The sequence below is a fragment of the Allobosea sp. MMO-172 genome (assembly GCF_037147855.1).
In the GTDB taxonomy this organism is placed as follows: Bacteria; Pseudomonadota; Alphaproteobacteria; order Rhizobiales; family Beijerinckiaceae; genus Allobosea.
On sequence record NZ_JBBCUM010000012.1, the window covers coordinates 30747 to 57497 of the forward strand.

The following is a 26751-nucleotide window of genomic DNA, read 5'->3' on the forward strand; positions in this document are numbered from 1 at the left end:
GCACCAAGGGAGAAGCATCCAGATGACGACGAAACGAGATCTGATCCTCGCGACAGCGGCCTTCGCGCTGCTGGCGGCCGCGCCGGCCGTGGCCGAGACCTGGCCAGCCCGGCCGATCACCTTCATCGTGCCCTTCCCGGCCGGCGGCGGCACCGACACCTTCGCCCGGCCGCTCGCTGCCCAGCTCGACCAGCAACTCGGCCAGCGCATCATCATCGAGAACCGCGGCGGTGCCGGCGGCACGGTCGGCGCCTCGGCCGCGGCGAAAGCCAAGCCGGACGGCTACACCTTCTTCGTTGGCGCCGCGCATCACGCCATCGCGCCGGCGCTCTATCCGAAGCTCGACTACAACATCCAGACAGACTTCATCCCGATCGCGGTCATCGCCCAGCCGCCGCAGGTGATCGTCGTCCATCCCGGCAAGGTCCAGGCCAAGACGGTTGCCGAGCTGGTCGATTTCGCCAGGAAAAACCCGGAGAAGCTGAATTATGCCTCGGCCGGCAACGGCACGACGCATCACCTTGCCGGCGAGCTCTTCCAGATCTCGACCAAGACGAAGCTGACCCATGTGCCCTATCGCGGCGCGGGGCCGGCCTTGCAGGATACGGTCGCCGGCCAGGTCGACCTGCTGTTCGACGGGCTCGGCTCATCGGCCGCCCAGATCCAGAGCGGTGCCTTGCGCGCGCTCGCTGTCGCGGCCCCGACCCGGTCCGAGGCCATTCCCGATGTGCCGACGGCCAAGGAGGCCGGTCTCGACGGCTACGAAGTCTCGACCTGGTACGCGCTCTGGGCGCCGAAGGGCACGCCTGCCGAGATCGTGACCCGGATGCGCGGCGAGGTGCAGAAGGCGCTCAAGACGCCCGCCATCGACGCCGTCTGGAAGAAGAGCGGCTCGCCGATCCCGACACTGGCCGGCGACGATTTCAGCAAGTTCGTCTCGGCCGAGGTCGAGCGTTGGGGCAAGGTCGTCAAGGAAGCGCAGGTCAAGCTGGAGTGAGGCTGCGGGCTGGAGACGTTTTCGCCTGTATCGAAACGACCTGAATTCGCGCGCCGATGCGTGAACGAGGGTAGATGATGAGGCTCGCAATGATCGGTCTGGCGGTCGCGCTGGCCGCCTTTGCCGCGCTCCTGGCGGTGGGCTTCCTCACGGATTTCGCGACCGTGCCCTGTCAGGACGGGACATGGGATGCCGTGAAACAGACTTGCATTCCGACCTGAGACGACATGGTTTTTGCCGTCAGGCCCGCGTGTCGCTCTCCAAATCTTCGTCGTCCGCGCCATCGATCACGGCGCGGACGATGGTGATCGAGAAGCCGGCCCGCGCCAGGGCTGCGAGATCCTTCTGCCGGCTCGCCGAGCGGTCGCCGCGCGACCAGGGGCCGAGCCGCTTGCGTCGCGCGGCTTTCCGGGCCGCGGCCAATTCCTCCGCCTCGTCCACATTGCTGGCCTCTTCCGCGAGCTCGCGGCCCACGCCCTTGGCGGTGAGCGAGGCGGCGACGGCACGCGCCGAACGGCCACGACGCCGGAGCGTCGCAGCCCTCGCCTCGGCGAAGCGCTGATCGTCGACCAGTCCGGAACCGACGCAGCGCGAGACGACATCATCGAGCGCAGCCGCATGCGCCGCCGGATCCTCGCCATGATGGCGGCAGCTCAGGGCGATCTTGCGCGCCAGCACCCGGCGCAATTGCGCGGCCGGCGCCGAATAGCGTTCGAGATAGTGCATTGCCGCGCGCTGGAGATAATCCGGCGTGATCCGGCGCGGTGCCCGGACGGGACGGGCACCCTGCCCTCGCCTGTCGCCTTGCTCCGTCATCCTAGTCGGAGTCCGGCCTCTGCCGGCCGGCCTTGACGCCGGAGCGCTTCTCCTTGGAGGCGAGCCTGCGCTCCTTCGAGGCCTTGGTCGGCTTGGTCGCGCGCCTCACCTGCGGCCGCACGGCGGCGGCCCGGATCAGCTCGAGCAGGCGCTCCACAGCTTCCTCGCGATTGCGCTTCTGGCTGCGATGGGTCTGCGCGACGATGACGATCACGCCCTCCTGCGTCAGCTTGCTGCCGGCGAGCTTCATCAGCCGGATCGCGACATCATTCGGCAGTGACGGCGAGCGGCGCACGTCGAAGCGGATCTGCACCGCGCTGGAGACCTTGTTGACGTGCTGGCCGCCCGGACCGGAGGCGCGCACGAAACTCTCCTCGATCTCGCTCTCGTCGATCGCGATGGACGGGGTAGCTTGAATCATGGGAGGAGGATTATCAAAGTTTTGCGCATTGCCTCAGCGAAAAACCGGCTCCCGCTTCTTCGCGCAATGCTCCGCCTGCATTCACGGAGACATCCAGCGTTGAAGCCCTCACGCGAGATCGACGGCCTGATCGCGATCATGGCCGCGCTGCGCACGCCGGAGACCGGCTGCCCCTGGGACCTGGAGCAGGATTTCGCCTCGGTCGCGCCCTATACCGTCGAGGAGGCCTACGAGGTCGCCGATGCCATCGCCCGCGGCGACAAGCTCGACCTCAAGGACGAGCTAGGCGACCTCCTGCTGCAGGTCGCGTTCCATGCCCGCATGGCCGAGGAGGAAGGCTCCTTCGCCTTCCCCGACGTGGTCGAGGCGATCACCACCAAGCTGATCCGCCGGCATCCGCATGTCTTTGGCGATGCGCGCGATCTCTCACCCGCCGAGGTGAAGGTGCTCTGGCATCGGATCAAGGCGGAGGAGAAGGCCGCCAAGGCGGCGGCGCGTGAAGCGGCCGGGCTGCCGCCGCAGACGGAGGAGCGCGGCGTGCTCGCCGGCGTGCCGCATAGCCTGCCGGCGCTCACCCGCGCCTGGAAATTGCAAGCGCGGGCCTCGACCGTCGGCTTCGACTGGAACGATGCGCGCCTCGTGCTCGACAAGATCCGCGAGGAGACAGCCGAGATCGACGAGGCCCTTGCCGGTGGCGACAAGGCCGCGATCCACGAGGAGATCGGCGACCTGCTCTTCGTCGTCGCCAATCTCGCCCGCCACGCCGATGCCGATCCGGAAGGCTGCCTCGCCGCGGCCAACGCCAAGTTCGAGCGCCGCTTCAAGGCGATCGAGGACGCGCTGGAAGCCGAGGGCCGGACTGCCAAGGATGCCAGTCTCGACGAGATGGAAGCGCTCTGGCAGGCGGTGAAGAAGCGGGAGAAGAACGCTGGCTAGCGGCGGCGGGGCTTACCCCCGCCGCACAGCCTCGGGAAAGCGCGCCGTGAACGCCCCTTCCCGCTCCAGGGGCAAGCGCACAACGAGCTTCAGCGCGCCATCCTCGCCATCTTCGCGTTCAAGGATTTCGCCATTGGCATGCAGCCAGGCCAGCGACTTGCCGTCTCCCGGAGCCAGCTCCAGCGTATAGACCGGCCGGCTCAGCGCGATCCGCGTCTCGATCGCGCGGGTCAGGCGCTCGATGCCTTCCCCGGTCAATGCCGAGACCAGCACCGGGCGCGAGCCATCGGGCCGGAGCGTCGCGATGCCGAGCTGGCGCTCGCGCTCGGCGGGGTCGAGCAGGTCGGCCTTGTTCCAGACCTCGATGACGCGCTGGCCGTCGTCCGGGTTGATGCCGAGATCGCGCAGGATTGCCTGCACGTCGGCGGCCTGCGCCTGCGTGTCCTCATGGGCGACGTCGCGGACATGCAGCAGCACGTCGGCCTCGATCGCGTCCTCCAGCGTGGCGCGGAAGGCGGCGACGAGCTGCGTCGGCAGGTCGGAGATGAAGCCGACCGTGTCGGAGAGCATGATCCGCGCGCCATGCGGCAGCTTGATCGCACGCGCCGTCGGGTCGAGCGTGGCGAAGAGCATGTCCTGCGCCAGGACCTCGGCCGAGGTCAGCCGGTTGAACAGCGTCGACTTGCCGGCATTGGTGTAGCCGACCAGCGCAACGATCGGATAAGGCACGCGTTTCCGGCTGGCGCGATGCAGCGAACGGGTGCGCTTCACGCTCTCCAGATCGCGCTCGATCTTGGTCATCCGCTCCTGGATGATGCGCCGGTCGGCCTCGATCTGGGTCTCGCCGGGGCCGCCGAGGAAGCCGAAGCCGCCGCGCTGGCGTTCGAGATGGGTCCAGGACCGGACCAATCGGCTCTTCTGGTAATTCAGGTGCGCGAGCTCGACCTGCAGCGCGCCTTCCTTGGTACGGGCGCGCCGACCGAAAATTTCGAGGATCAGGCCGGTGCGGTCGATGACCTTGCAGCCGAATACCTTCTCGAGATTGCGCTGCTGGACCGGCGACAGGGCGCAGTCCATCACGACGAGGCCGATTTCCTCGATCTTGATGCGCTCGGCCAGCTCCTCGACCTTGCCCTTGCCGAGATAGGTCGCCGGTCGCAACGCGGTCAGCAGAACCTGCACAGGCTCGACGACGGTCAGGTCGATCGCGGCCGCAAGGCCGACAGCCTCGTCCAGCCGCGCCGCGAAGGAACGCTGGTTGGCATCGACCGCGACGCCGCGCTTCTGCAGGTAAGGTCCCACGACATAGGCGCGCGTATTCGCGGCGATGTCGCGTTCGATCTCGTCGAGCGGCTTCGCGCCTGTGACGCGCGTGGCCGCCCGATCCTTGTCGTCCTTGTGGCTTGTCGCCAAATCAGTTCTTGTCCGTTTCCTCGGGCTCGAACAGCTGCACCGGATGGCCGGGCATGATGGTCGAGATCGCGTGCTTGTAGACGAGCTGCGAATGGCCGTCACGGCGCAGCAGCACGCAGAAATTGTCGAACCAGGTGACGACGCCCTGCAGCTTCACGCCGTTGACGAGGAAGATCGTCAGCGGGATCTTCTGCTTGCGCACATGGTTGAGGAAAGTGTCCTGGAGATTTTGTGCCCGCTCGGCGGCCATGGGTAGTCCCTGTTGTTGGGATCGCCGATCGGATTAAAATCCAGCGATCCAATTCGTTCCGTTTCAGGCCGGCGGCGCATTCCACCAGCGTCGGAACACCGATGCTCCATTAGATCGTCGTCTTCATCCGCAACGCAAGTGCAGCATTGCCGACTTTAGACGCATGCCGCCTGCGTAGCGTGCAAATGGGCATGCGTGGCGCGCCTGACGGCCTGGAAACACCTCACCCCTGGACGTTTCCATCAAGGGCGAGGTGTTCGGTTCTGTGGCTAGCCGACGCCGAGCGACTTCAGCTTCCGGTGCAATGCCGAGCGTTCCATGCCGATGAACTCGGCCGTGCGCGAGATATTGCCGGAGAAGCGCGCGATCTGGGCGATCAGGTATTCGCGCTCGAAGATCTCGCGCGCGTCGCGCAGCGGCAGGCTCATCAGGCGCTCGCCGCCCGAGCCGGACGGCGTCGTCGGCACCATCGCGCCGACCTCGGCCGGCAGCATCTCGATCGTCACTTCGGCCGTCGGGTCGCCCTTGGTCAGGATCATCAGGCGTTCGACATTGTTGCGCAGCTCGCGGATGTTGCCGGGCCATTCGTGCGACTGCAGCACCGCCATCGCATCGCTGCCGATCTGGCGCTTGGGCAGGCCGCTGGCGACCGAAATCTGCTCCATGAAGAACTCGATCAGCTCCGGCACGTCCTCGCGCCGCTCCGACAGCGGCGGCACCTTGATCGGGACGACGCTGAGGCGGTGATAGAGGTCCTCGCGGAAATGCCCGTCGGCGATGAGTTGCGCCAGGTCGCGGCTCGACGAGGAGATGACGCGGACATCGACATGGACGCGGGTCGCGCCGCCGACGCGCTGGAAGTTCTGGTCGACCAGCACGCGCAGGATGCGGTTCTGCGTCTCGCGCGGCATGTCGCCGATCTCGTCGATATAGAGCGAGCCGCCATGGGCCTCCTCGAGCGCGCCGATCCGGCGCCCGCGGCCGTCGCCGCCCTCGATGCCGAAGAGCTCCTCTTCCATCGTCTCGGGCGTGATCGTCGCCGCGTTGATGACGACGAAGGGGCCGCTCGACCGGGTCGAGGCGCCATGCAGCGTGCGCGCCGCCAGTTCCTTGCCGCAGCCCGGCTCGCCGGTGATCAGCACGCGCGCATTGGTCGGTGCGACGCGCTCGATCGTCTGGCGCAGCTGGTTGACCACCGTGGTGCGGCCGACGATCCGGTCGGCCTGGACCGAGCGGGTCTTGAGCTCGCGGACCTCGCGGCGCAGGCGCGAGGCTTCCAGCGCCCGTTCGGCGACCAGCACCAGCCGGTCGGCCTTGAACGGCTTCTCGATGAAGTCGTAGGCGCCGCTCTTGATCGCCGAGACCGCCGTCTCGATGTTGCCGTGGCCGGAGATCATCACCACCGCGAGATCGGGGTGGTTCTCCTTGATCAGCTCCAGGACCTGCAGCCCGTCGAGCCGGCTGCCCTGCAGCCAGATATCGAGGAAGACGAGATTGGGCCGGCGCGATGCGATCGCGGCCAGCGCCTCGTCGGCGGAGCCCGCCTTGCGGGTCCTGTAGCCCTCGTCCTCCAGCAGGCCGGCGACCAGATCGCGGATATCGACTTCGTCGTCCACTACCAGGATGTCAGCGCTCATAGGCGTATCCCATTCTTCGAATCATCCGTGTTGCGCGAGCCGTTTTCCGGCTGGGCGGCCGCATCGCCGCCCTCGGTGTCCTGCGCCGGCCCTGTCTCGGGGAACCAGAGGCGGATGCGCGCGCCCCGTGCACCACTGGCGGCATCCGGGCGGTCCAGCAATTCGATGCCGCCACCATGGTCCTCCAGGATCTTGCCGACGATGGCGAGGCCCAGGCCCGTGCCACCCTCGCGCGTCGTCATATAGGGTTCCAACAGCTTCTGGCGCTGGTCGGCCGGCAGGCCCTTGCCGTTGTCGATGACGTCGATGACGATCCGGCCGTCGTCGAGCCGCGCCATCTGGACATCGATCCGGCCCTGCCCGCGCTCCTCGGTCGGCACGGCCTCGATCGCCTCGGTCGCGTTCTTGATGACGTTGGTCAGCGCCTGCGAGATCAGGCGCCGGTCGAAGCGTGCCGGCACGGCATCGGGCGGCAGGACCTCAGCGATGGTGGTCTCGGGATTGCCGACCCGCCAGAGGAAGACGATCTGCCGGACCGTCTCGACGATGTCCTCGCGGGCGAGCGAGGGCTTCGGCATGCGGGCGAAGGAGGAGAACTCGTCGACCATGCGCCGGATATCCTCGACCTGCCGCACGATCGTGTCGGTGCACTGGTCGAAGACGTCCTTGCCCTCGGTGATGACGCGCCCGAACCGGCGCTTGATGCGCTCGGCCGAGAGCTGGATCGGCGTCAGCGGATTCTTGATCTCATGCGCGATGCGGCGCGCGACATCGGCCCAGGCGGCGGTGCGCTGGGCCGAGACGAGGTCGGTGATGTCGTCGAGCGTCACCACGAGCCCGGCGCCGACCCCCTCACCTTCCCTGACCGCGCGGATATTGACCATGCGGTCCTGCCCGCCGCGGGTGAAAGCGACCTGACCCGAGCTCTGGCGCTGCCGGTTCTGCAGGGCTTCCGCGACGAAGCCGGCCACTTCCGGCGCGACCTCGGCAATGGGCTTGCCGAGCAGGCGCCCGCCGGTGCCGAGCAGGCTTTCGGCCGAGCGGTTGATCGTCGTGATATGGCCGTCGCCATCGAGGCTGAGCACACCGGAGGAGACGCCGGAAAGGACCGTCTCGGTAAAGCGACGGCGCCGGTCGATGACCTCGCTGGCGGTGACGAGGCTGTCGCGCTGGCGGCGCAGCTCCGCCGTCATCTTGTTGAAGGTCTCTCCGAGATGGGCGAGATCGCCCTCGGATCGTCGGATCGGCACCTGAACGTAGAAATTGCCACTGGAGACCTGATCCGTCGCGTCGATCATCCGGCGGATCGGCGCGACGAGCCCGTTGGCGAAGCTCAGGCCAAGCCAGATCGCCGAGAGCAGCAGGATCAGCGCGATCAGCCCGTACATCGAGGCGAAGGCGATCTGGACGCCCTTCCGGCGCGCGTCGATCGACAGGTATTCGACCGCCGCGCCGCGCGCGACGGACGGGAACTCGACGGCGAGCGGATCGACCTCGCGGGCGACATGCAGGAAGCTGTTGTCATAGGCCGGCAGCTTCATCACGGCGCCGAACACCAGCCCTGTCCGCGGGATGACGCAGATCGGCTCCGGCGCGGAGCGCGCATCGTCGAAGGCGGCCTGGTCCGGCAGCGGCGCGTCGCGCAGCACGTTGATATTGGCGCGCGCGACGATTTTGTCCGGCGGCTGCATGATCGCGGCGACGGGCAGGCCCAATACGGTCGCGCGCGTGGTCAGGAAGTTCTCGAACCATTTACGGTCGACGTCGAAGGCGGGCTTGGCCCGACTTAGATCGTCGGCGAGAAGGCGGATCTCGCGTCCCAGCGAGCGGCACTGGCTGGCGGCATAGGCATCGGCGACCTCGACCGACTTGAAGATGGCATCACGCATCCGGTCCGAGAACCACGGCTCCAGCCCGCGCTCGATCGTGACGGTGGCGATGATGGCGACGAGGACGGCCGGCAGGGCCGCGATGATGCTGAACAGGCCGACGATGCGGACATGGAGACCGGCAGCCGCTGCGCCGGCCTTGCGGGCGCGGATCAGCACCGCGGCCTCGATGGCGACGATGACGATCAGCACCAGGATCAGCAGCGCGTTCAGCACGAACACGCCGACCACGACCTCGTGCACCGGCACGATCGGCGTTGCGCCGGACAGAACGAGGAAGGTGACCAGCGCCGAGATCAGCGCCAGCGCGACGACGATCCCGCCGACCCAGCCCGAGACGCGGCGGGATTTCTCCTCGCCGCGCGGCATCATTCTGGCTTCGTTGACAGAAGCGGACACGTTTGCCGACAACTCCGATATGGCAGGGACCGCGAACCGATCATGCCTGCAGGGCGCTACTGATGCGCCGCCGCAACGGTGTTGTCAAAATATGACATTCACAAGGCGGTGAAGCCACCTTTAGCGGGGCGAACGCACCACCTGCATGTCGAGCTCGCGAATCTTCTTGCGCAGCGTGTTGCGGTTGAGGCCGAGGAGCTCGGCGGCACGGATCTGATTGCCGCGCGTGGCGGCGAGCGCGGCGGCGATCAGCGGCGGCTCGATCTCGCGCAGGATGCGATGATACAGGCCCGGCGGCGGGATATTGTCGCCGAAGCCGCCGAAATACTGGCCGAGATGGCGCTCGACCGAGCCCGACAGCGTTTCCGCGCGCTCGGACACAGCGGGGCTGCTCGTGAAGCCTGCTCCCACTGCCGCCGGCTGCAATTCAGCCTCGATGATCGGTGCCGTGATCGTTTCCTGCGGGTAGAGCGCGGCCAGGCGCCGCACGAGATTCTCCAGCTCGCGGACGTTGCCCGGCCAGCGGTACTGCCGCATTACGTCCATCGCTTCCGAATCGACTTGCTTGCGCGGCAACCCCTCCTTCTCGACCAGCGTGAAGAAGTGGCGGACGAGATCCGGGATGTCCTCGATGCGCTCGCGCAAAGGCGGCAGGCGGATCGGCACGACATTCAGCCGGAAGAACAGGTCCTCGCGGAACAGGCCCTGCGCGATCGAGATGCGCAGGTCCTTGTTGGTGGCGGCGACGATGCGGACATTGGTCTTGATCGGGGTGCGCCCGCCGACCGTGGTGTATTCGCCCTGCTGGAGCACGCGCAGCAGGCGGGTCTGCGCCTCCATTGGCATATCGCCGATCTCGTCGAGGAAGAGCGTGCCGCCCTCCGCCTGCTCGAAGCGGCCGGACGAACGCGTCAGCGCCCCGGTGAAGGCGCCCTTCTCATGGCCGAAGAGCTCGGATTCGATCAGGTCCTTCGGGATCGCTGCCATGTTGATCGCGACGAAGGGGCCGTTCTTGCGCTTGCCGTAATCGTGCAGGGCGCGCGCCACCAGTTCCTTGCCGGTGCCGGATTCGCCGTTGATCATCACGGTGAGATCGATCGGCATCAGGCGGGCGAGCGCACGATAGACATCCTGCATCGCCGGGGAGCGGCCGATCAGCGGGATGTCCTCGGGCTCGGCCGCGTGCCCACGCGCCGCCTCGCCGCGGGGGCGCGACATGGCTCGGCCGACGATGGCGACGAGCTCCTTCAGGTCGAAGGGCTTGGGCAGATATTCATAGGCACCGCGTTCCGACGCCTTGATCGCCGTCATGAAGGTGTTCTGCGCGCTCATCACGATGATCGGCAGTTCGGGCCGCACCCGTTTGATACGCGGCAGCAGGTCGAAGGCATTACCATCAGGCATGACCACGTCGGTGATGATCAGGTCGCCCAGTCCTTGAGCAGCCCAGGTCCAGAGGGTGGCGGCCTGGCCCGTGGTCCTGACTTCATAGCCCGCCCGGGCGAGCGCCTGGTTCAGGACGGTGCGGATCGCGGCGTCGTCGTCGGCGACGAGGATGTGACCGGTCGGCATGTGTTGCTTGAGGCCTTTACGTTGCCTGCCCCGACCTGAGCTGGTGCAGGGGCAGGAGGATCCTGAAATGCGTCCGGCGCGGAACGGACTCGCATTCGACGATTCCGCCGTGATCGCCGATCACCTTGGCGACAAGTGCAAGTCCAAGGCCACTTCCCTGGGCCTTGGTCGTGACGAAGGGATCGAACAGGTGCTGCACCAGATCGGAAGGCACTCCCGGCCCGTTGTCGCGCACGGCGATTTCAAGCGGCAGGGCGATCCGCTCCGAGGATCCCGGCACCTGCAGGCGGATGCCCGGACGATAGGCAGTCGTCAGCGTGATCTCGCCGTCGATCGCGCCCTCGCCGATGGCCTCAGCGGCGTTCTTGACGAGATTGAGCAGCACCTGGACGAGCTGGTCGCGATTGCCGGCGACCGGCGGCAGCGAGGGATCGTAAGTCTCCGTGAAGCGGATATGCCGGGCAAAGCCGGACTGGGCGAGCCGCTTCACATGGTCGAGCACGTCATGGACATTGACCGCGTCGCGCTCGCTCGGCCGCTCGTCGCCGAACAGTTCGACACGCTCGACCAGCTTCACGATCCGGTCGGTCTCGTCGCAGATCAGCTGCGTCAGCATGCGGTCGTCGTCGGAGATCGAGCCTTCGAGCAATTGCGCCGCGCCGCGGATGCCCGAGAGCGGGTTCTTGATCTCGTGGGCCAGCATCGCGCCGAGCGCGGTGATCGAGCGGGCTGCCCCGCGATGCGTCAATTGCCTGTCCATTTTTTCGGCAATTGTCCGTTCTTGCAGCATCAGCACGACCGCATCGCCCTGACTGGGCAGCGGAGAGGCAAAGACATCGACGATATGATCGGTTCCGAGGCGCGGCGTGCCGAGATCGAGGCGGTACTCACTGACGCTGGCGCCGCGGCGCTGCACCTCCTCGATCAGCCCGAGCACGGGCGAGCCGAAGGCGATAAGATCATCGATGCGCTGGCGCTTGAGCACGGCGGCGCTCGACTGGAAGAAGTCTTCCGCCGCCGTATTGGCATAGAGCACGGCATGGCTCTCGCCGATCACCAGTACCGGCATGGGCAGCACGTTCAGCGCCTGAACCTCGATCGGGTCCAGCAGATAGGCGCTGCGGCTTCCAAGCCCCTTGTCGGCAAACATCGCCGTCATCAGCTCATCCTCTCCGCGTCAGGCCGCTGCGCGGCTGCGGTCGGTCGAAAACAATCCCGCGAGCGCCGTAAGGACGGTCCGCGGTTCGTCGGAGGTCAGTAGGCTGCGGCGCAGTTCGGCATCGGGCTCGCAGCCATCGGCAACCGCGTCATCGGCATAAGCAGCGAGATGCTTGCGGGCGTGGCGTACGCCATGGGCGACGCCCAGCAGGGCGAGCAAGCCCTCGTAATGCTCACGGGCCAGCGCAAGCTTCTCGGCCAATGTCAGCGCACGGAATTCGCGCCCGTCCAGCGCTGCACCGATCTCGCCAACCAGCCAGGGCCGGCCGAGTGCGGCACGCCCCACCATGACGAAATCGGCGCCGGATTGCTCAAGACAGGCCCGCGCATCCGCGACATCGTGAATGTCGCCATTGGCTACCAGCGGGAAATCACCGGCTGCACGCACCGCTGCGATCGCCCGCCAATCCGCCGTGCCCTTGTAGAACTGCTGGCGCGTGCGGCCATGGACCGTGATCATCCGCGCACCCGCATCGACCGCCCGCCGCGCAAGCTCCGGCGCATTGCGGGAGGCATCGTCCCAGCCGAGGCGCATCTTGACCGTCACCGGCACGGTCGTGGCAGCGACCGCCGCCTCGACCAGCGCGATCGCATGGTCGAGATCGCGCATGAGCGCTGAGCCGGCCCAGCCGCCCGTCACCTTCTTGGCCGGGCAGCCCATGTTGATGTCGACGATATCGGCGCCATTGGCCTCGGCCAGCCGCGCCGCCTCCCCCATCCAGTAGGGATCGCAACCGGCAAGCTGGACGACATGCGGCGACACGCCCTCGCCCTCGGCGCGGATGCGCGCCTCCTCGCTGCCGCGCACGAACTCGTCGGACGCGACCATCTCCGAAACCACGATACCCGCATGGCTGCGGGCCGCCAGGCGGCGCATGACGATGTCCGTCACGCCCGACATCGGCGCCAGGAAGGCACGGGACGCAACTGGGATACCTGCGATGTCCAAAATTTCAGCCTGCTTTTAAGGCACTTATCTATATGCATATTTATTGGACAATGCTGCATCAGCGCAAGCGCCCATAGGTTGATGCTGCAATGCAGCAGCGTCGCACCCCCTGCCCTCGCGCCGCAGAATTGGCTATGGCATGCGCCATGACCCGCTTGCAGCCAGGACCCAGCGCCGTGCTCCCTCAATCCGATGCGTCCCTGCCCGTTGCCGCCCTGCTCGTGGCGGCCGGCCGGGGGCTGCGCGCCGGCGAGGGCGAGCCGAAGCAATACCGGCTGGTTGAAGGCCGTCCCGTTCTTGCCCATGCGCTGATGCCGTTCCTGGCCGAGCCGGCGATCGAGCGCATCGCCGTCGTGATCGGCGCGGGCGACGAGGCGCGCTACGCCAATGCCACGGCCGGGATCGACGGTTCGCGGCTTGCGGCCCCGACGCTCGGCGGCGCGACGCGACAGGCCTCGGTGCGGCGCGGTCTGCTTGCGCTTGAGCGCGAAGGCTTCGACGGCATCGTGCTGGTTCATGATGCCGCCCGGCCCTTCGTCTCGCGTGCCCAGATCGGCGCCGCGATTCACCGGCTCGGCGCCGGCGCGATCGCCGCCATTCCCGCCCTGCCTGTGACCGACACGGTGAAACGTACCAGCGCCGACGGCCATGTCGCCGAGACGCCGCCGCGCGATCAGCTGGTCACCGTCCAGACACCGCAGGCCTTCCGCTTCAAGCCATTGCTGGAAGCTCATGAGGCCGCAGAAGCCGCCCTGCTGCACGGCTTCACCGACGACGCCGCCCTGATGGAATGGGCGGGCCATCCGGTCGCGACCTTCCAGGGCGACCCGGCCAATGTGAAGCTGACCCATGCCGCGGATTTCCTGCGGGCCGCAGCGCATCCGGGCAAGGCGCTCGTGACGCGGGTCGGCACCGGCTATGACGTCCACGCCTTCGGGCCGGGCGACCATGTCTGGCTCGGCGGCGTCCGCATCGGGCACGATCAGGGCGTCGTCGCCCATTCCGATGGCGATGTCGCACTCCATGCCCTGACCGACGCCTTGCTTGGTGCGCTCGCCGACGGCGATATCGGCACGCATTTCCCGCCGAGCGATCCGCAATGGCGCGGCGCGGCCTCAGCCCAGTTCCTCGCCTTCGCGGCGGCCCGCGTCCGCGAGCGCGGCGGGCGGATCGATTTCCTCGACCTCACAATCGTCTGCGAGGCGCCCAAGGTCGGCCCGCATCGCGAAGCCATCCGCGCCGAGATCGCGGCAATCGCCGGCATCTCGCTGGGCAAGGTCGCGATCAAGGCGACGACCTCCGAGCGGATGGGCTTCACCGGCCGCCGCGAGGGCCTCGTCGCATTCGGCACGGCAACGATCCGCCTGCCCGAGGAGGACTAGCCATGTTCGATCTCGAGATCCGGTCGCTCGCGGCTGAATTGCTGAGCATGAGCCTGGAGCGCGGCTTCACGGTCGCGACGGTCGAATCCTGCACCGGCGGCCTCGTCGGCGGCGCGCTGACCGCCATCGCCGGCTCGTCCTCGATGGTTCAGGGCGGCCTGATCACCTATTCCAACGAGGCGAAGGCCGCGCTCGCCGGCGTTCCGATGGCGCTGATCAAGCAGCATGGCGCCGTCAGCGAGCCGGTGGCGCGCGCGATGGCAGAGGGTGGCCGCTCGCGCCTCGACGCCAGTTTCGCGGTCTCGATCACCGGCGTTGCCGGCCCCGGCGGCGGCAGCGTCGAGAAGCCGGTCGGGCTGGTCCATTTCGCCTGCGCCGGCCCTTCCGGCACGCGCCATCGCGAACGCCGCTTCGGCGAGCAGTCGCGCGACGAGATCCGTCGCCTCAGCGTGCTGGAAGCGCTCGACCTGCTGCGCGAAGCGGTGCTGACCGGGCCCTGAGGCACCCCCTACCGGGATTTCCGCATGATCGCGCCGAGAACGTCGGCATAGTCGTCGCGCCAGGGCTTCACGCCTGCAGACTCGACAGGCCGCCAGTTCTCGCCCTCGGCGAAGCGCAGGTCGGCGGCACTGCGCGCGACGATCGCGACGCGTGGCGAGACCTTGCGCTCATGCGTCAGCTGCGGCGTCTGGCTGGGTTCCCTGACCCAGGTGAGCAGCCCGTGCTCATTGGCCGTAGCGGCGACCACGGGGCCGAGATCCATGTGCCGGTTGGAGATGTGGAACAGCAAGGCTCCGCCGGGGGCGAGGCGCGAGAGATATAGTCCTATCGCCTCCTTAGTCAGCAGGTGGACGGGGATGGCATCCGACGAGAAGGCGTCGATCACGATCAGGTCGAGTGATCCCGGAACCGCATCGCCCAGCGTCAAGCGGGCATCGCCGATCACGAAGGGGATGCGGGGCGCGCATTGGCTGATGAAGGAGAAGCGAGCGGGATCGGTCGCGATGCCGATCACATGCGGGTCGATCTCGTAGAAGCTCCAGCTCTCGCCCGGGCGGATCTGGCAGGCGAGCGAGCCGGTACCGACGCCGACGGCCGCGACCTTGCCGAGCACGTCGCCACGGGCCCGACGCACGGCATCGATCCCGTCCGCGATGCCGCCGCCGGTGAAGTAATAGGTCAATGGCTCGGGGCGCCCGGTAGCGGCGCTGCCGTCATCATTGCGGATGCGCTGCGTACCATGCACCGTCGTGCCATGGGCGAGATCGCGGAAGCGCCCGTCTGCCGTCTCCAGGACGCGATTGACACCAAAGAAGGAGCGGACGGAATCCGTGCGCCTCTGTTCGCTGAGGACGATGCCGATGATCGCGCTCACACCGGCGACCGCCAAGGCGAAGCGGATGCGGGGCGACATTTTGATCGCGGTGAAGCCCGGCCGGCACAGCAGTCCGGCGATGAGCAACAAGGAATACTCCGCAACCGAATTGAACATCACCGGCGCCAGCAGGCCGCAGAATAGCCCACCGAGAACGCCGCCGAAGGACATCCAGAGGTAGAATTCGGTCAGGTGCGCCGCGTCGGGCCTGCGTTTCACCAGTTCGCCATGGGCGACCATGGCTGTCGTGAAGAACAGGCCAAGATGCAGGGCGAGCGTCCCGATCCAGCCGATATTGAGCTTCGCGACGATTGCGACCAGCAGCAGTGCCGTGAGGACAAGCTGGAGATGCAGCATCCAGCGATGCGGCAGGATCGGCCGGCGCTGGAAGACGATGACGAAGGTCAGAAGGAACAGCGCCAGCGGTACGACCCAGAGCAGCGGCACTGCGGCGACATCGGTCGAGACATGCGCGGTGACTGCGACCAGCAGCCCCGAAGGTACGAAGGCGAGCGCCACCCAGCTGAAGCGCTGGGCAGCGGTGATCGGCGCGGCGGTCGCGATCGCGAGGCTGGCGGGCACATCCGCGCGGCTCACGCCGATGGCGAGCCCGGCGCAAGCCGTGATCCCGACGAGCAGCAGAGCGAAGCCCCAGGCCCAGGCCGTGGCCTGCACGGCGAGCGGCAATAGGGGCTCGACCACGAAAGGATAGGCGATCAGGGACAGGAAGCTGCCGACATTCGAGGCGGCGTAAAGGAAATACGGATCGGCGGCATGGCTATGCCCGCTCCGCGCAAACCAAGCCTGCAGCAGCGGCCCATTGGCGGCGACGGCGAAGAAGGGCAGACCGACCGAGGCCGTGAACAGGCCGATCAGCCAGAGCATTTCCCCCTCCTGCGGCGGCCGCTCGAACCCTGCTGCGATATGGATCGGCAGGTTGACCGCGAGGACCACGATCATCAGCGTCAGGTGGACGAGCGCGGCACGGCGCAAGGTCAGGCGGCTCACCAGCAGATGGGCATAGCCATAGCCCGCGAGCAGCACCGCCTGGAAGAACACCATGGCGACCGACCAGACGCCGGGCGAACCACCGAGCTTCGGCAGAACCATCTTGGCGAACATCGGCTGGATGCCGAAGAGCAGGAAAGCCGAGACGAAGATCGTCGCCAGATAGACGGGAAGCGTCGCTGCCAGGCGGCGCGTCTGAAGGCGGTCGGCGGTCTGCGCTGCGGATGCGTCCATGGCATGTCCTCGGCTGAGCGCCGAACCATGCCATGCAGGGCTTAAGACCCCGTCACCGCGGTGGATGTGCCGCGGCCATAGACCAGTTCGGCGCGCTTCTCGAAGGCTTCGGCAAACTTGCGGAAGGCCTTGTCGAACATCGCGCCCATCAGCAGACCGAGCATGCGGCTGGCGAACTCGTAGGAGATGAAGAAGCCGACCTCGCAGCCCGCTTCATGCGGCTTGAAGGTCCAGCGGTTCTCCAGGTAGCGGAACGGCCCGTCGACATATTCGACGAGGATCTTGAGATTGGCCGGATCGAGCGTCACGCGGCTGGTGAAGGTCTCGCGGATCGCCTTGTAGCCGACGCTCATGTCGGCCAGCAGCACCTCGCCGCCGCCCTCTCGCGGCGTGCGCCGGCGCACCGTCAATCCCTCGCAGAGCGGCAGGAACTGCGGATATTTCTCGACATCGGCGACGAGCGCGAACATCTGCTCGGGCGAGTGCTTCACCCGGCGGGTGCTGTTGAACATCGGCATCGGTAGCGTGCCCTCAGGCGCGGCGGTTGTGGCCGATACCGATCTGGGCATCGCGCGCGGCACGCAACTTGGCGAAATCCTCGCCGGCATGATGCGAGGAGCGTGTCAGCGGCGTCGAGGACACCATCAGGAAGCCCTTGGCATAGGCGATGGTCTCGAAGCTCTTGAACTCGTCGGGCGTGACGAAGCGGATCACCGCATGGTGCTTGCGCGAGGGCGCGAGATACTGGCCGATCGTCATGAAATCGACCTCGGCCGAGCGCAGGTCGTCCATCAACTGGAGCACCTCGTTCCGCTCCTCGCCGAGGCCGACCATGATGCCGGACTTGGTGAAGATGGTCGGGTCAAGCTCCTTCACCCGCTGCAGCAGGCGCAGCGAATGGAAATAGCGCGCGCCCGGCCGCACCTTGAGGTACTTGCCCGGCACGGTTTCGAGATTGTGGTTGAAGACATCGGGCTTGGCCGCGACGACCACTTCGAGCGCGCCCGGCTTGCGCAGGAAGTCCGGCGTCAGGATCTCGATCGTGGTGCCGGGCGAAGCCTTCCGGATTGCCTTGATCACATTGGCGAAATGCTCGGCGCCGCCATCCTTGAGGTCGTCGCGGTCGACCGAGGTGATCACGACATGCTCAAGCCCGAGCTTGGCGACGGCTTCCGCGACCTTGCGCGGCTCTTCCAGATCGAGCGGCTGGGGCACGCCGGTCTTCACGTTGCAGAAGGCGCAGGCCCGCGTGCAGGTGTCGCCCATGATCATGAAGGTGGCGTGCTTCTTTTCCCAGCACTCGCCGATATTGGGGCAGCCGGCCTCCTCGCAGACTGTGACCAGCTTCTCGGCCTTCACGATCGCGCGGGTCTCGGCCCATTTCGGCGAGCCCGGCGCCTTGACGCGAATCCAGTCCGGCTTGCGCAGGACCGGGTTCTCCGGCCGCTTCTGCTTCTCGGGATGGCGGACTTCCGTGGCTTGCGCCTTCGGATTGCCGGCGTTGGGCCGCGGATCGCGGTTCAGCAGGTCGAGAACAAGCGCCATAACAGGGTCCGGGCTTCAACAGCAGGAGCCGGCAAAGCCGGCTCCCTCTAGCTAATCCTCAAAGGGCTCAGCCGCAACTCCCGGCCCCGGCAACAGAGCTTTAGCTGCGGCGGCGGGCCGCGTTCCAGATCACGATGACGATGACGGCGCCGGCGACCGCCGCGGTCAGGGTTCGCCAGAAGCCGAAGACCGGAATCTCCAGGAGTTCCGCGACCTTGGCGCCGACGAAGGAGCCGGCGACACCCACGAGCATGTTGGTGAAGAGGCCGTGATCGGACGAGGTCAGGCGCTCGGCGATCCAGCCGGCGATGACGCCGATCAGCAGTGTCATGAAGAAGCCATAGCCCGGCTGGGCCATGGTGGCGGCAAAGCTTTCCATCGCGGATATCCCCCTAGCCATGCGCGGATGCGCGCGCCATCAACGGTTCCGGCCCGCGCCGGTTCCACTCGCGATGCTATCTCACGCGATGAAACGTGCCAGCAGGATGACGAGGATGGCGCCGAGCACCGCCATGCCGGCATCGTCGAGGAAGCCGTAGCCGGTGTTCAGGCGCCAGCCGGTCAGGCGCACGATGCCCTGCCCGATCAGCATGCCGAGCACGCCGACGACGGCATGGCGGATCACCCCGCCGCCCCCGACGATCAGGCTCGCGGCGAAGCCCGTGACGGTGCCGAAGGCCACGGTCGGCACGATGACGCTCCAGTCGAGCGGCAGCGTCCGGCGTGGCGGCAGGATCTCGATCTCCTCGTCGCGGACGATGCGATCGGGCTTGGGCGATTTACGGGTGCGTGGCGGCATCGGCGCAATATGGAATGCCGATGGGCCGGCGCCAAGACGATCCCGGCCCCATTCCGGCTATGGATCAGCGCGCCATCGCGCCCAGCGCGGATACCGAGGCCCCTGCCAGCGCCCCGCTGAAACCATGCCCGCCGCCGACGATCTGCGCCTTCGCCGGCAAGCCGCGCGCCTGCGCCTTCGCGACATAGTCCGTCGCCAGCTCCGGGCGGGTGTTGTCGTCGGCCTGGCCGGTGATCGCCACGATCGGGGTTCCTCCGGGAATGCCGGATACATAGTCGACCGGCGACTGGGCCGAGCCGGGCCGCCGGCCGCGGCTGGTATTCCAGGCGGGCACGTCGCAGGGACAGGACACCAGCACGAGGCCGTTGATCAGGCCGGGATTGTTGCCGGCCACCACGCCGATCGTGCCGGCACCGCCCGAATGCCCAAGGGCGACCACGCTGCGGGCATTGTAGCGCTGCCTCAGCTCGCTGATCGCCCCGGCGACGGCCCGGTTGTTGCCGGAATGGAACGTATCGCGCCGACCGTTGTCGGAGCCGTCGCTGCGATGGCCGGTGCGGTCGTAATAGCCGGGCCGCAGCAGGGCGACCGCCACCACGTTCTTGCGCCCGGCGGCGAACTGCCGGGCATAGGCATACATGTAATCGGCCGGCCCACCGGCCGAGACATCGCCATGGACGAAGACGGCGAGGACGGGGCGTCCTGTGCCGGGCGCCGAGCCGAAGGCCTCATAGGCCAGGCCGTTGGCGCATTTGTCACCTTCGCAGGCCAAGGCTCCGGCGCTGCCGAGCACGGCAGCCGCGAGACCGGCGAGAACTCTCACACCCCAGCGCTTCATGGCTGCCCCCCGCTGCCATCGCGCCCGCGGAGAGCCAGCTCCGCAGGCTCTCCGTCGTCGTCTTATGCCTCAGGCGTTCAGGACCTTGCCGTAGGCGTCGAGCACGCTCTCCTTCATCACCTCCGACAGGGTCGGATGCGGGAAGATCGTGTGCATCAACTCTTCCTCGGTCGTCTCCAGGTTCATGGCGACGACGAAGCCCTGGATCAGCTCGGTCACTTCCGGGCCGACGAGATGGGCCCCGAGCAGCTTGCCGGTCTTGGCGTCGAAGATCGTCTTGGCCATGCCGCTGTCCTCGCCGAGCGCCACGGCCTTGCCGTTGGCGACGAAGTTGAAGCGACCGACCTTGATCTCGTGGCCGGCAGCCTTGGCCTTCGCCTCGGTCAGGCCGACGCTGGCGATCTGCGGGTGGCAATAGGTGCAGCCCGGGATCATCAGCTTGTCCATCGGATGCGGATGCAGGCCCTTGATCGCCTCGACGCAGATCACCGCCTCATGCTCGGCCTTGTGAGCCAGCATCGGCGGGCCGGCGACGTCGCCGATCGCATAGACGCCCTTGACGTTCGTGCGGCAGACATCGTCGATGACGATACAGCCGCGATCGGTCTTCACGCCGAGCGCTTCGAGGCCGAGATTCTCGATATTGCCGACGACACCGACGGCCGAGATCATCCGGTCGGCGGTAATCGTCTGCTTGCCACCCTTCTCGTCCTCGATATGGGCGGTGACGGAGTCCGCACCCTTCTCGACCTTCGTCACCTTGGCGCTGGTGATGATCTTCATGCCCTGCTTCTCGAAGGCCTTGCGGGCGAAGGCGCCGATCTCGGCATCCTCGACCGGCACGACCTGCGGCATGACCTCGACCACGGTCACCTCGACGCCCATCGTCCGGTAGAACGAGGCGAATTCGATGCCGATGGCGCCGGAGCCCATGACGAGCAGCGATTTCGGCATCTTGGCCGGCACCATCGACTCGAAATAGGTCCAGATCAGCTTGCCGTCCGGCTCGATGCCGGGCAGCGCGCGCGGCCGGGCGCCGGTCGCGACGATGATGTGGTCGGCGGTATAGGTGCCCTCGCCCTTGGCGTTTTTGGGCGGCGGCGTCTGCGGCTGCATCGCCGGCTTCCTGGTCGGCGCGACCGTGATCGTGCCGGGCTTGGTCAGCTTGGCCTCGCCCCAGATCACGTCGACCTTGTTCTTCTTCATCAGGAACTGGACGCCGTTGTTCATCCGCGTGGCGATGCCGCGCGAGCGCTTCACGATGGCGTCCAGATCGGCCTTGAACGAGCCTTCCAGCGTCAGGCCATAATCCTTGGCGTGCTGGCCGTAATGCAGGATCTCGGCCGAGCGCAGCAGCGCCTTGGTCGGGATGCAGCCCCAGTTCGAGCAGATGCCGGCGAGATGCTCGCGCTCGACCACCGCGGTCCTGAAGCCGAGCTGGGCCGCCCGGATGGCAGCGATATAGCCACCGGGGCCGGAGCCGATGACGATGATGTCGTAGTCAGCCATGGTTTCTCTCCCGCCGCCTCAGACCAGCATCGCCATGGGCTTTTCGATATAGCCCTTGAACGCCTGCAGGAGCTCGGCGCCGAGCGCGCCGTCGACGGCGCGGTGGTCGGTCGAGAGCGTCACCGACATCACCGTCGCCACGGCCGGCTGGCCGCCCTTGACGATGACGCGCTGCTCGCCGGCGCCGACCGCCAGGATCGTCGCATGCGGCGGGTTCACCACCGCCGCGAAGTCCTTGACCCCGAACATGCCGAGATTGGAGACCGCCGTCGTGCCGCCCTGATACTCTTCGGGCTTCAGCTTGCGGGCCTTGGCGCGTGCTGCCATGTCCTTCATCTCGTTGGAGATCTGCGACAGCGTCTTGTGGCAGGCATCGCGGATGATCGGCGTGATCAGGCCGCCGGGGATCGAGACGGCGACGCCGACATCGGCATGCTTGTGCTTGAGCATGGCGCCTTCGGTCCAGGAGACATTGGCGTCCGGCACGGCCTTGAGTGCGAGCGCCAGCGCCTTGATCACCATGTCGTTGACCGAGAGCTTGTAGGCCGGCTTGCCGTCCTTTTCGAGGGCGGCCGCATTGAGCTCGGCGCGCAGCTTCAGCAGGGCATCGAGCTCGCAATCCAGCGTGACGTAGAAATGCGGGATCGTCTGCTTGGCCTCGGTCAGGCGGCGTGCAATCGTCTTGCGCATGCCGTCATGCGGAATCTCCTCATAGGAGCCCGGCTCGAACAGCTTCTTGACCTGCTCGTCGGAGGGGCCGGTCGCAAGCGGAGCGGCGGCAGGCTTCGGCGCGGAGGGCGCGGCGGCGGCAGCCGCCGCGGGCGCAACCTTGGCGCCGCCGCCCTTCTTGGCGGCCTCGACATCCTTCTCGACGATGCGGCCATGCGGGCCTGAGCCCTTGATCGCATTGAGGTCGAGCCCGGCGTCCTTGGCGATGCGGCGGGCGAGCGGCGAGGCGAAGGCACGACTGCCACCAGCGGAAGCCGGAGCCGCCGCGGGAGCGACCGCAGCCGGTGCGGGCGCCGCGGCAGCAGCCGGAGCCTCGGCCTTGGCAGGCGCGGCGCCAGCGACAGCCGGGGCGGAGACGCTCTTGGCGTCCTCGCCCTCGCCGGCGATCACGCCGATGATCTCGTTGACCGCGACATCGGCCGTGCCTTCCGGCACCACGATCTTGGCAAGCACGCCTTCGTCGACCGCCTCGACCTCCATCGTGGCCTTGTCGGTCTCGATCTCGGCGATGATGTCGCCGGACTTGATCGTGTCGCCTTCCTTCTTCAGCCACTTGGCGAGATTGCCCTTCTCCATCGTCGGAGAGAGCGCGGGCATCAGGATGTTCGTCGGCATCGGTCAGCCCCCTCTCAGCGATAGCAGACGGCCTTGGCCGCCGCGACGACCTCGCCGATATTCGGAAGCGCGAGCTTCTCGAGGTTCGCCGCATAGGGCATCGGCACGTCCTTGCCGGTGACGCGAGCGACGGGGGCGTCGAGATAGTCGAAGGCCGCCTCCATGATCTTCATGCCGATCTCGGCGGTGACGCCGGACTGCGGGAAGCCCTCCTCGACCGCGACGCAGCGATTGGTCTTCTGCACCGAGGCGATGACCGTCTCGATATCCATCGGGCGGATGGTCCTGAGGTCGATGACCTCGGCCTCGATGCCGTCCTTGGCCAGCGCCTCGGCGGCGCCGAGCGCATAGGTCATGCCGATGCCGAAGGAGACGATCGTCACGTCCTTGCCGGGACGCACCACCTTCGCCTTGCCGATCGGGACGAGGAAGTCGTCGCCCTTCGGCACGTCGAAGGACTTGCCGTACATGATCTCGTTTTCGAGGAAGATCACCGGGTTCGGATCGCGGATCGCACTCTTCAGCAGGCCCTTCGCGTCGGAGGCGCTGTAGGGCATCACCACCTTGAGGCCCGGCACGTTCGAGTACCATGCTGCATAATCATGGCTGTGCTGGGCGCCGACGCGGGCGGCCGCGCCGTTGGGGCCGCGGAACACGATCGGCGCGCCCATCTGGCCGCCGGACATGTAGAGCGTCTTGGCGGCGGAATTGATGAGGTGGTCGATCGCCTGCATGGCGAAGTTGAAGGTCATGAATTCGACGATCGGCTTCAGGCCCGACAGGGCCGCGCCGACGCCAATGCCGGCGAAGCCGTGCTCGGTGATCGGCGTGTCGATCACGCGCTTCGGCCCGAATTCCTGCAGCAGCCCTTGAGTGACCTTGTAGGCGCCCTGGTACTCCGCGACCTCCTCGCCCATGACGAAGACGTCCTTGTCGCGGCGCATCTCCTCGGCCATCGCGTCGCGCAGCGCTTCGCGGACCGTAGTGCTGACCAGCTCGGCGCCGGCCGGGAATTCCGACGAGGAATCATAGGCCTTGGCCTGGGCGGGGACGCTGACGGCCGGGGCGGCTGCCGGGGCTTCCTCGGCCTTCGCGGAAGCAGGCGCAGGCTCGGCCTTGGCTTCCGGAGCCGCCGCCTTGCCGCCGCCGCTGGCCGCAGCCGAGACATCCTCGCCCTCGGCCGCGATCACGCCGATCGGGGTGTTCACCGCGACGTTCTCGGTGCCGTCGGCGACGAGGATCTTGGCGAGAACGCCCTCATCGACCGCCTCGACCTCCATGGTCGCCTTGTCGGTCTCGATCTCGGCGATGATGTCGCCGGCCTTGACCTGATCGCCCTCTTTCTTCAGCCACTTGGCCAGTTTTCCTTCCTCCATGGTGGGAGAAAGCGCAGGCATGAGAATGTCGATCGGCATGAACGCACCCGGATTCTAAGACGCGGGGAAAAGGATGAAGGCCGGCAGGCGTGGAGCGATCAGCTCCGCGGGGCTTCCAGCAGGATGTCGGTGAAGAGCTCCGACGGATCCGGCTCGGGATCGTGGGTCGCGAACTCGGCGGCATCGTTGACGATCTCGCGCACCTTGGCGTCGATCGCCTTGAGCTCGTCCTCGCCGATCTTGAAGTCGCGGATCAGGCGGGCGCGGACCTGCTCGATCGGATCGTGCTCCTCGCGCATGCGCTGGACCTCGTCCTTGGAGCGGTACTTCGCCGGGTCGGACATCGAATGCCCGCGATAGCGATAGGTCTGCATCTCCAGGATATACGGGCCCTTGCCGGAGCGGGCATGCTCGATGGCGCGCAGGCCGGCCTCGCGCACGGCGCGGACATCCATGCCGTCGACCTGCTCGCCCGGAATGCCGAAGGAGACGCCGCGGCGGGAGAAATCGGTCTGCGCCGAGGCGCGATTGACCGAGGTGCCCATGGCGTAGCGGTTGTTCTCGATCACATACACGACCGGCAGCTTCCAGAGCTCGGCCATGTTGAAGCTCTCGTAGACCTGGCCCTGATTGGCCGCGCCGTCGCCGAAATAGGTCATCGAGACCGTGTTGTCGCCGCGATACCAGTCGGCGAAGGCGAGGCCGGTGCCGAGCGAGACCTGCCCGCCGACGATGCCGTGGCCGCCATAGAAATTCTTCTCGCGGCTGAACATGTGCATCGAGCCGCCCTTGCCGCGCGAATAGCCGCCGCGCCGGCCGGTCAGCTCCGCCATCACGCCGCGCGATTCCATGCCGCAGGCCAGCATATGGCCGTGGTCGCGATAGCCGGTGATGACCTGATCGCCATCCTTCGAGGCCATCTGCATGCCGATGACGACGGCTTCCTGGCCGATATAAAGGTGGCAGAAGCCGCCGATCAGGCCCATGCCGTACATCTGGCCGGCCTTCTCCTCGAAACGCCGGATCAGCAGCATCTCGCGATAGGCGTGGAGGTCTTCGTCCTTGGTGAAGGTCGGGGCGTTGCTGAGGGCCCCCGCAGCCTTGGCGGCGCCGTCCTTGCCGGCTCTGGCCTTCGCCGGCTTCGCGGCGGCTTTGGGTTGAGCGGGAGCTTTCGACTTACGCGCAGCAACAGCCATAGGCGGTCCTCCAAGGTCATTTGCCCAAGTTGTAGAGGATCAAAAAAACCTTGGCGAGCACGCTATCTCGCAATGCAGCATCGCTCAACTCTTTGAAAAGAAAGAGTCTTGTTGAATTAACCTGATTCAGGTTGATCGATACGTCCGGAACTAAGAATGGCGGCTTCCGGAACGTCCGGGCCGAAAGGTGGAACGCTTACTTTGCCGAAGATCCGCGCGAGCTTGCTGAGCCGAATGGTCGCCCGGAGCCGCTCAGCGGCCCATGATGACGACGTCGTTCTTGTGCGCCCGGCCGAGGATCGCGCGGGCGTTCTCTTCAAGAAGGTCGCGATCGACGGCCTCGCTGCGCACCAGCGCGAGCTTCTGCTCCCAGGACTTGCGTTCGGTCGTCAGCGCGGCGAGCTCGCTCTCCATGTCGCGCAGCGACTCCCGGATCGCGCCGCGTGCCTCGAGGCCACGCGCGCCGTGCTGCGCATGGAACATGAAATAGGCCACCGCCGCTCCCGACACGAGGTAGAGAGCCAATGTCACGAAAATGGACCGGAGGCCGCGGCGGATAACCATGGCGCAAAAGCTAGGGCGGTTTGGTTTCCGCCGGGTTAACGAAGCTTAAGAAGATCGGCCGGTTTCCAGCCTTCAGCGATCGAAGGCAATGCCGAGATAGGTCCGGTCATCGGTCCAGCTGTCGGCGCCCGAGCCCTTCACGCTGGCATAGGGGCCGATCTTGTCGGGGTCGATCCGCTCGACTTCGGCGAAACTGGCTTCCCAGGCCGCGACCCCGAAGGCGCCCGGCTCGGCGAAATAACCATCGCTGAACAGTTCGAGGCGCGCGACCTCGGCTGCAGGATAGTCAGCAGCAAAGACGTGCCGCTCGGCAATGGCGAAGCCGTCGAGCACGCCATAGCCGAGATCGCTCGTGGGATGGTTGGAGAAGGCGCGCTGGCCGCTGATGCCGCTATCGACGAGCCGTTCGATCTCGGCGCGATCAATCCGCGGCATCTCCTCCTCGCAGAGCCGCAGCACATGCGCCCGGATCGTGGCGCAGGCCTCCGCCCCCAGCCCGGCCGGCGGCTCGCGCAGGCCGTTCCAGACGGCGTCGTCGGAGATCGCGCGTTGAGGCAGCGGATCGGCGCGCACCCTGCCGAGATGCGCCCAGCATTCGCGCCGGATCAGCGCCGTCACGCGATCGAGCGGCTTCTCCTCGACATGACGGATCGTGCCCAGCGCTTTCCCGCTGAGCCGAATGCCGGAATCGCCGATCGAGACCAGTTGCAGCGCCGGGCCGTCATGATAGCCCAGCGCCAGCGTGCAGCCGATCCGGGCAGCGGGATCGGCCGAGGCCTTGTCCAGCAGGCCGTGCGCCGCGTAGCCCCCGCGCAGCGCCTCGCCCAAGGCCTGAACCAGCCTGTGCACGCGCTCCGGTCCGCCACTGACGCTGAGATCCTCGTCGAGCAGGAAACGCGAGACCGCCGCTGCCACAAGGCCGGAGGCGAAGCGCCCTGCCCGCATGGCGCCGAAGCGGCGGCCGCTGCGGTCGGTCACCCCGTCGATCACGGCATAGCCGCGGCCGGGCAGGATGACGACGCTGTCCTCGTTCTCCTCGGGATTGGCGAAGCGCTTGCCGAGGCTGAAGCATTCGATCTGCATG

Annotated in this window: 26 protein-coding genes; 5 read left to right on the plus strand and 21 right to left on the minus strand. The window is 67.0% G+C overall.

Translation table 11 applies throughout. The annotated features are described in order from the left end of the window. The first annotated feature begins 22 nt into the window (after positions 1-22). Together WFK61_RS17735 and WFK61_RS17740 are read left to right on the plus strand one after the other, a co-directional pair. Complete coding sequence (locus tag WFK61_RS17735) at positions 23-997, plus strand: Bug family tripartite tricarboxylate transporter substrate binding protein (protein ID WP_336813411.1); 975 nt, start codon at positions 23-25, stop codon at positions 995-997. 74 nt (positions 998-1071) lie between these two features. Continuing rightward, positions 1072-1218, plus strand: coding sequence for a hypothetical protein (locus WFK61_RS17740; RefSeq protein WP_336813412.1), 147 nt, complete (start codon positions 1072-1074; stop codon positions 1216-1218). A 19-nt stretch (positions 1219-1237) separates the two neighbouring features. Here WFK61_RS17740 and WFK61_RS17745 read toward each other — a convergent pair whose 3' ends face one another. After that, a complete protein-coding gene (locus WFK61_RS17745) occupies positions 1238-1813 on the minus strand; it encodes a regulatory protein RecX (protein ID WP_336813413.1) in 576 nt (191 codons plus the stop codon). Position 1814: 1 nt separating this feature from the next. Continuing rightward, positions 1815-2234, minus strand: a complete 420-nt coding sequence (gene arfB / locus WFK61_RS17750) for an alternative ribosome rescue aminoacyl-tRNA hydrolase ArfB (RefSeq protein ID WP_336813414.1) — start codon at positions 2232-2234, stop codon at positions 1815-1817. A gap of 99 nt (positions 2235-2333) precedes the next feature. Here arfB and mazG point away from each other — a divergent pair, with 99 nt between their 5' ends. Further along, the gene (mazG, locus tag WFK61_RS17755) at positions 2334-3170 is read left to right on the plus strand and encodes a nucleoside triphosphate pyrophosphohydrolase (protein WP_336813415.1); all 837 of its coding nucleotides are present in this window, start codon (positions 2334-2336) and stop codon (positions 3168-3170) included. 12 nt (positions 3171-3182) lie between these two features. Here mazG and hflX read toward each other — a convergent pair whose 3' ends face one another. The 7 genes from hflX to dusB all read right to left on the minus strand — a co-directional run bounded on the left by hflX (position 3183) and on the right by dusB (position 12497). Beyond that, positions 3183-4511 carry a GTPase HflX gene (hflX, locus tag WFK61_RS17760; protein WP_336813547.1) on the minus strand — a complete coding sequence of 443 codons (1329 nt, stop codon included), beginning with the start codon at positions 4509-4511 and terminating at the stop codon, positions 3183-3185. Positions 4512-4584: 73 nt separating this feature from the next. Continuing rightward, complete coding sequence (hfq, locus tag WFK61_RS17765) at positions 4585-4833, minus strand: RNA chaperone Hfq (RefSeq protein WP_038365847.1); 249 nt, start codon at positions 4831-4833, stop codon at positions 4585-4587. Positions 4834-5102: 269 nt separating this feature from the next. Then, a complete protein-coding gene (ntrX, locus tag WFK61_RS17770; protein WP_336813416.1) occupies positions 5103-6470 on the minus strand; it encodes a nitrogen assimilation response regulator NtrX in 1368 nt (455 codons plus the stop codon). Next, complete coding sequence (locus WFK61_RS17775; RefSeq protein WP_336813417.1) at positions 6467-8731, minus strand: sensor histidine kinase NtrY-like; 2265 nt, start codon at positions 8729-8731, stop codon at positions 6467-6469. The genes ntrX and WFK61_RS17775 overlap by 4 nt, the downstream gene beginning before the upstream one ends. Before the next feature lie 147 nt (positions 8732-8878). Beyond that, positions 8879-10330, minus strand: coding sequence for a nitrogen regulation protein NR(I) (ntrC, locus tag WFK61_RS17780; protein WP_336813418.1), 1452 nt, complete (start codon positions 10328-10330; stop codon positions 8879-8881). A 16-nt stretch (positions 10331-10346) separates the two neighbouring features. After that, positions 10347-11480, minus strand: coding sequence for a two-component system sensor histidine kinase NtrB (locus WFK61_RS17785; protein ID WP_336813548.1), 1134 nt, complete (start codon positions 11478-11480; stop codon positions 10347-10349). 27 nt (positions 11481-11507) lie between these two features. After that, positions 11508-12497 carry a tRNA dihydrouridine synthase DusB gene (gene dusB, locus WFK61_RS17790; RefSeq protein ID WP_336813419.1) on the minus strand — a complete coding sequence of 330 codons (990 nt, stop codon included), beginning with the start codon at positions 12495-12497 and terminating at the stop codon, positions 11508-11510. Positions 12498-12643: 146 nt separating this feature from the next. Here dusB and WFK61_RS17795 point away from each other — a divergent pair, with 146 nt between their 5' ends. Both WFK61_RS17795 and WFK61_RS17800 read left to right on the plus strand, forming a co-directional pair. Beyond that, positions 12644-13879, plus strand: coding sequence for a bifunctional 2-C-methyl-D-erythritol 4-phosphate cytidylyltransferase/2-C-methyl-D-erythritol 2,4-cyclodiphosphate synthase (locus WFK61_RS17795; RefSeq protein ID WP_442896324.1), 1236 nt, complete (start codon positions 12644-12646; stop codon positions 13877-13879). Between the two features lie 2 nt (positions 13880-13881). After that, the gene (locus tag WFK61_RS17800) at positions 13882-14379 is read left to right on the plus strand and encodes a CinA family protein (RefSeq protein WP_336813421.1); all 498 of its coding nucleotides are present in this window, start codon (positions 13882-13884) and stop codon (positions 14377-14379) included. An 8-nt stretch (positions 14380-14387) separates the two neighbouring features. On the opposite strand, the gene WFK61_RS17805 is transcribed toward WFK61_RS17800, so the two are convergent. The 12 genes from WFK61_RS17805 to WFK61_RS17860 form a co-directional block, all read right to left on the minus strand. Beyond that, entirely contained in the window at positions 14388-16496 is a 2109-nt protein-coding gene (locus WFK61_RS17805) for a polyamine aminopropyltransferase (RefSeq protein ID WP_336813422.1), read from the minus strand. Positions 16497-16537: 41 nt separating this feature from the next. Next, positions 16538-17014, minus strand: a complete 477-nt coding sequence (locus WFK61_RS17810) for a type II toxin-antitoxin system RatA family toxin (protein ID WP_336813423.1) — start codon at positions 17012-17014, stop codon at positions 16538-16540. Positions 17015-17027: 13 nt separating this feature from the next. Then, positions 17028-18041, minus strand: a complete 1014-nt coding sequence (gene lipA, locus WFK61_RS17815; protein WP_336813424.1) for a lipoyl synthase — start codon at positions 18039-18041, stop codon at positions 17028-17030. A 100-nt stretch (positions 18042-18141) separates the two neighbouring features. Next, positions 18142-18420, minus strand: coding sequence for a GlsB/YeaQ/YmgE family stress response membrane protein (locus tag WFK61_RS17820; RefSeq protein ID WP_336813425.1), 279 nt, complete (start codon positions 18418-18420; stop codon positions 18142-18144). 81 nt (positions 18421-18501) lie between these two features. After that, complete coding sequence (locus WFK61_RS17825) at positions 18502-18840, minus strand: GlsB/YeaQ/YmgE family stress response membrane protein (RefSeq protein ID WP_336813426.1); 339 nt, start codon at positions 18838-18840, stop codon at positions 18502-18504. Positions 18841-18904: 64 nt separating this feature from the next. Continuing rightward, on the minus strand, positions 18905-19678 hold the full coding sequence (locus WFK61_RS17830; protein ID WP_336813427.1) for an alpha/beta hydrolase family protein: 774 nt from the start codon (positions 19676-19678) through the stop codon (positions 18905-18907). 69 nt (positions 19679-19747) lie between these two features. After that, positions 19748-21187, minus strand: a complete 1440-nt coding sequence (gene lpdA, locus WFK61_RS17835; RefSeq protein ID WP_336813428.1) for a dihydrolipoyl dehydrogenase — start codon at positions 21185-21187, stop codon at positions 19748-19750. 18 nt (positions 21188-21205) lie between these two features. Next, positions 21206-22531 (minus strand): pyruvate dehydrogenase complex dihydrolipoamide acetyltransferase, encoded by a 1326-nt coding sequence (locus WFK61_RS17840; protein ID WP_336813429.1) that lies wholly within the window; start codon positions 22529-22531, stop codon positions 21206-21208. Between the two features lie 14 nt (positions 22532-22545). Beyond that, on the minus strand, positions 22546-23946 hold the full coding sequence (locus tag WFK61_RS17845) for a pyruvate dehydrogenase complex E1 component subunit beta (protein ID WP_336813430.1): 1401 nt from the start codon (positions 23944-23946) through the stop codon (positions 22546-22548). A 59-nt stretch (positions 23947-24005) separates the two neighbouring features. Next, positions 24006-25103, minus strand: coding sequence for a pyruvate dehydrogenase (acetyl-transferring) E1 component subunit alpha (pdhA, locus tag WFK61_RS17850; protein ID WP_336813431.1), 1098 nt, complete (start codon positions 25101-25103; stop codon positions 24006-24008). A 252-nt stretch (positions 25104-25355) separates the two neighbouring features. Then, positions 25356-25667: an FtsB family cell division protein gene (locus WFK61_RS17855; RefSeq protein WP_336813432.1), complete on the minus strand. Its 312-nt coding sequence runs from the start codon at positions 25665-25667 to the stop codon at positions 25356-25358. A gap of 72 nt (positions 25668-25739) precedes the next feature. Continuing rightward, positions 25740-26750, minus strand: coding sequence for a hypothetical protein (locus WFK61_RS17860; RefSeq protein ID WP_336813433.1), 1011 nt, complete (start codon positions 26748-26750; stop codon positions 25740-25742). Position 26751 lies beyond the last annotated feature (1 nt).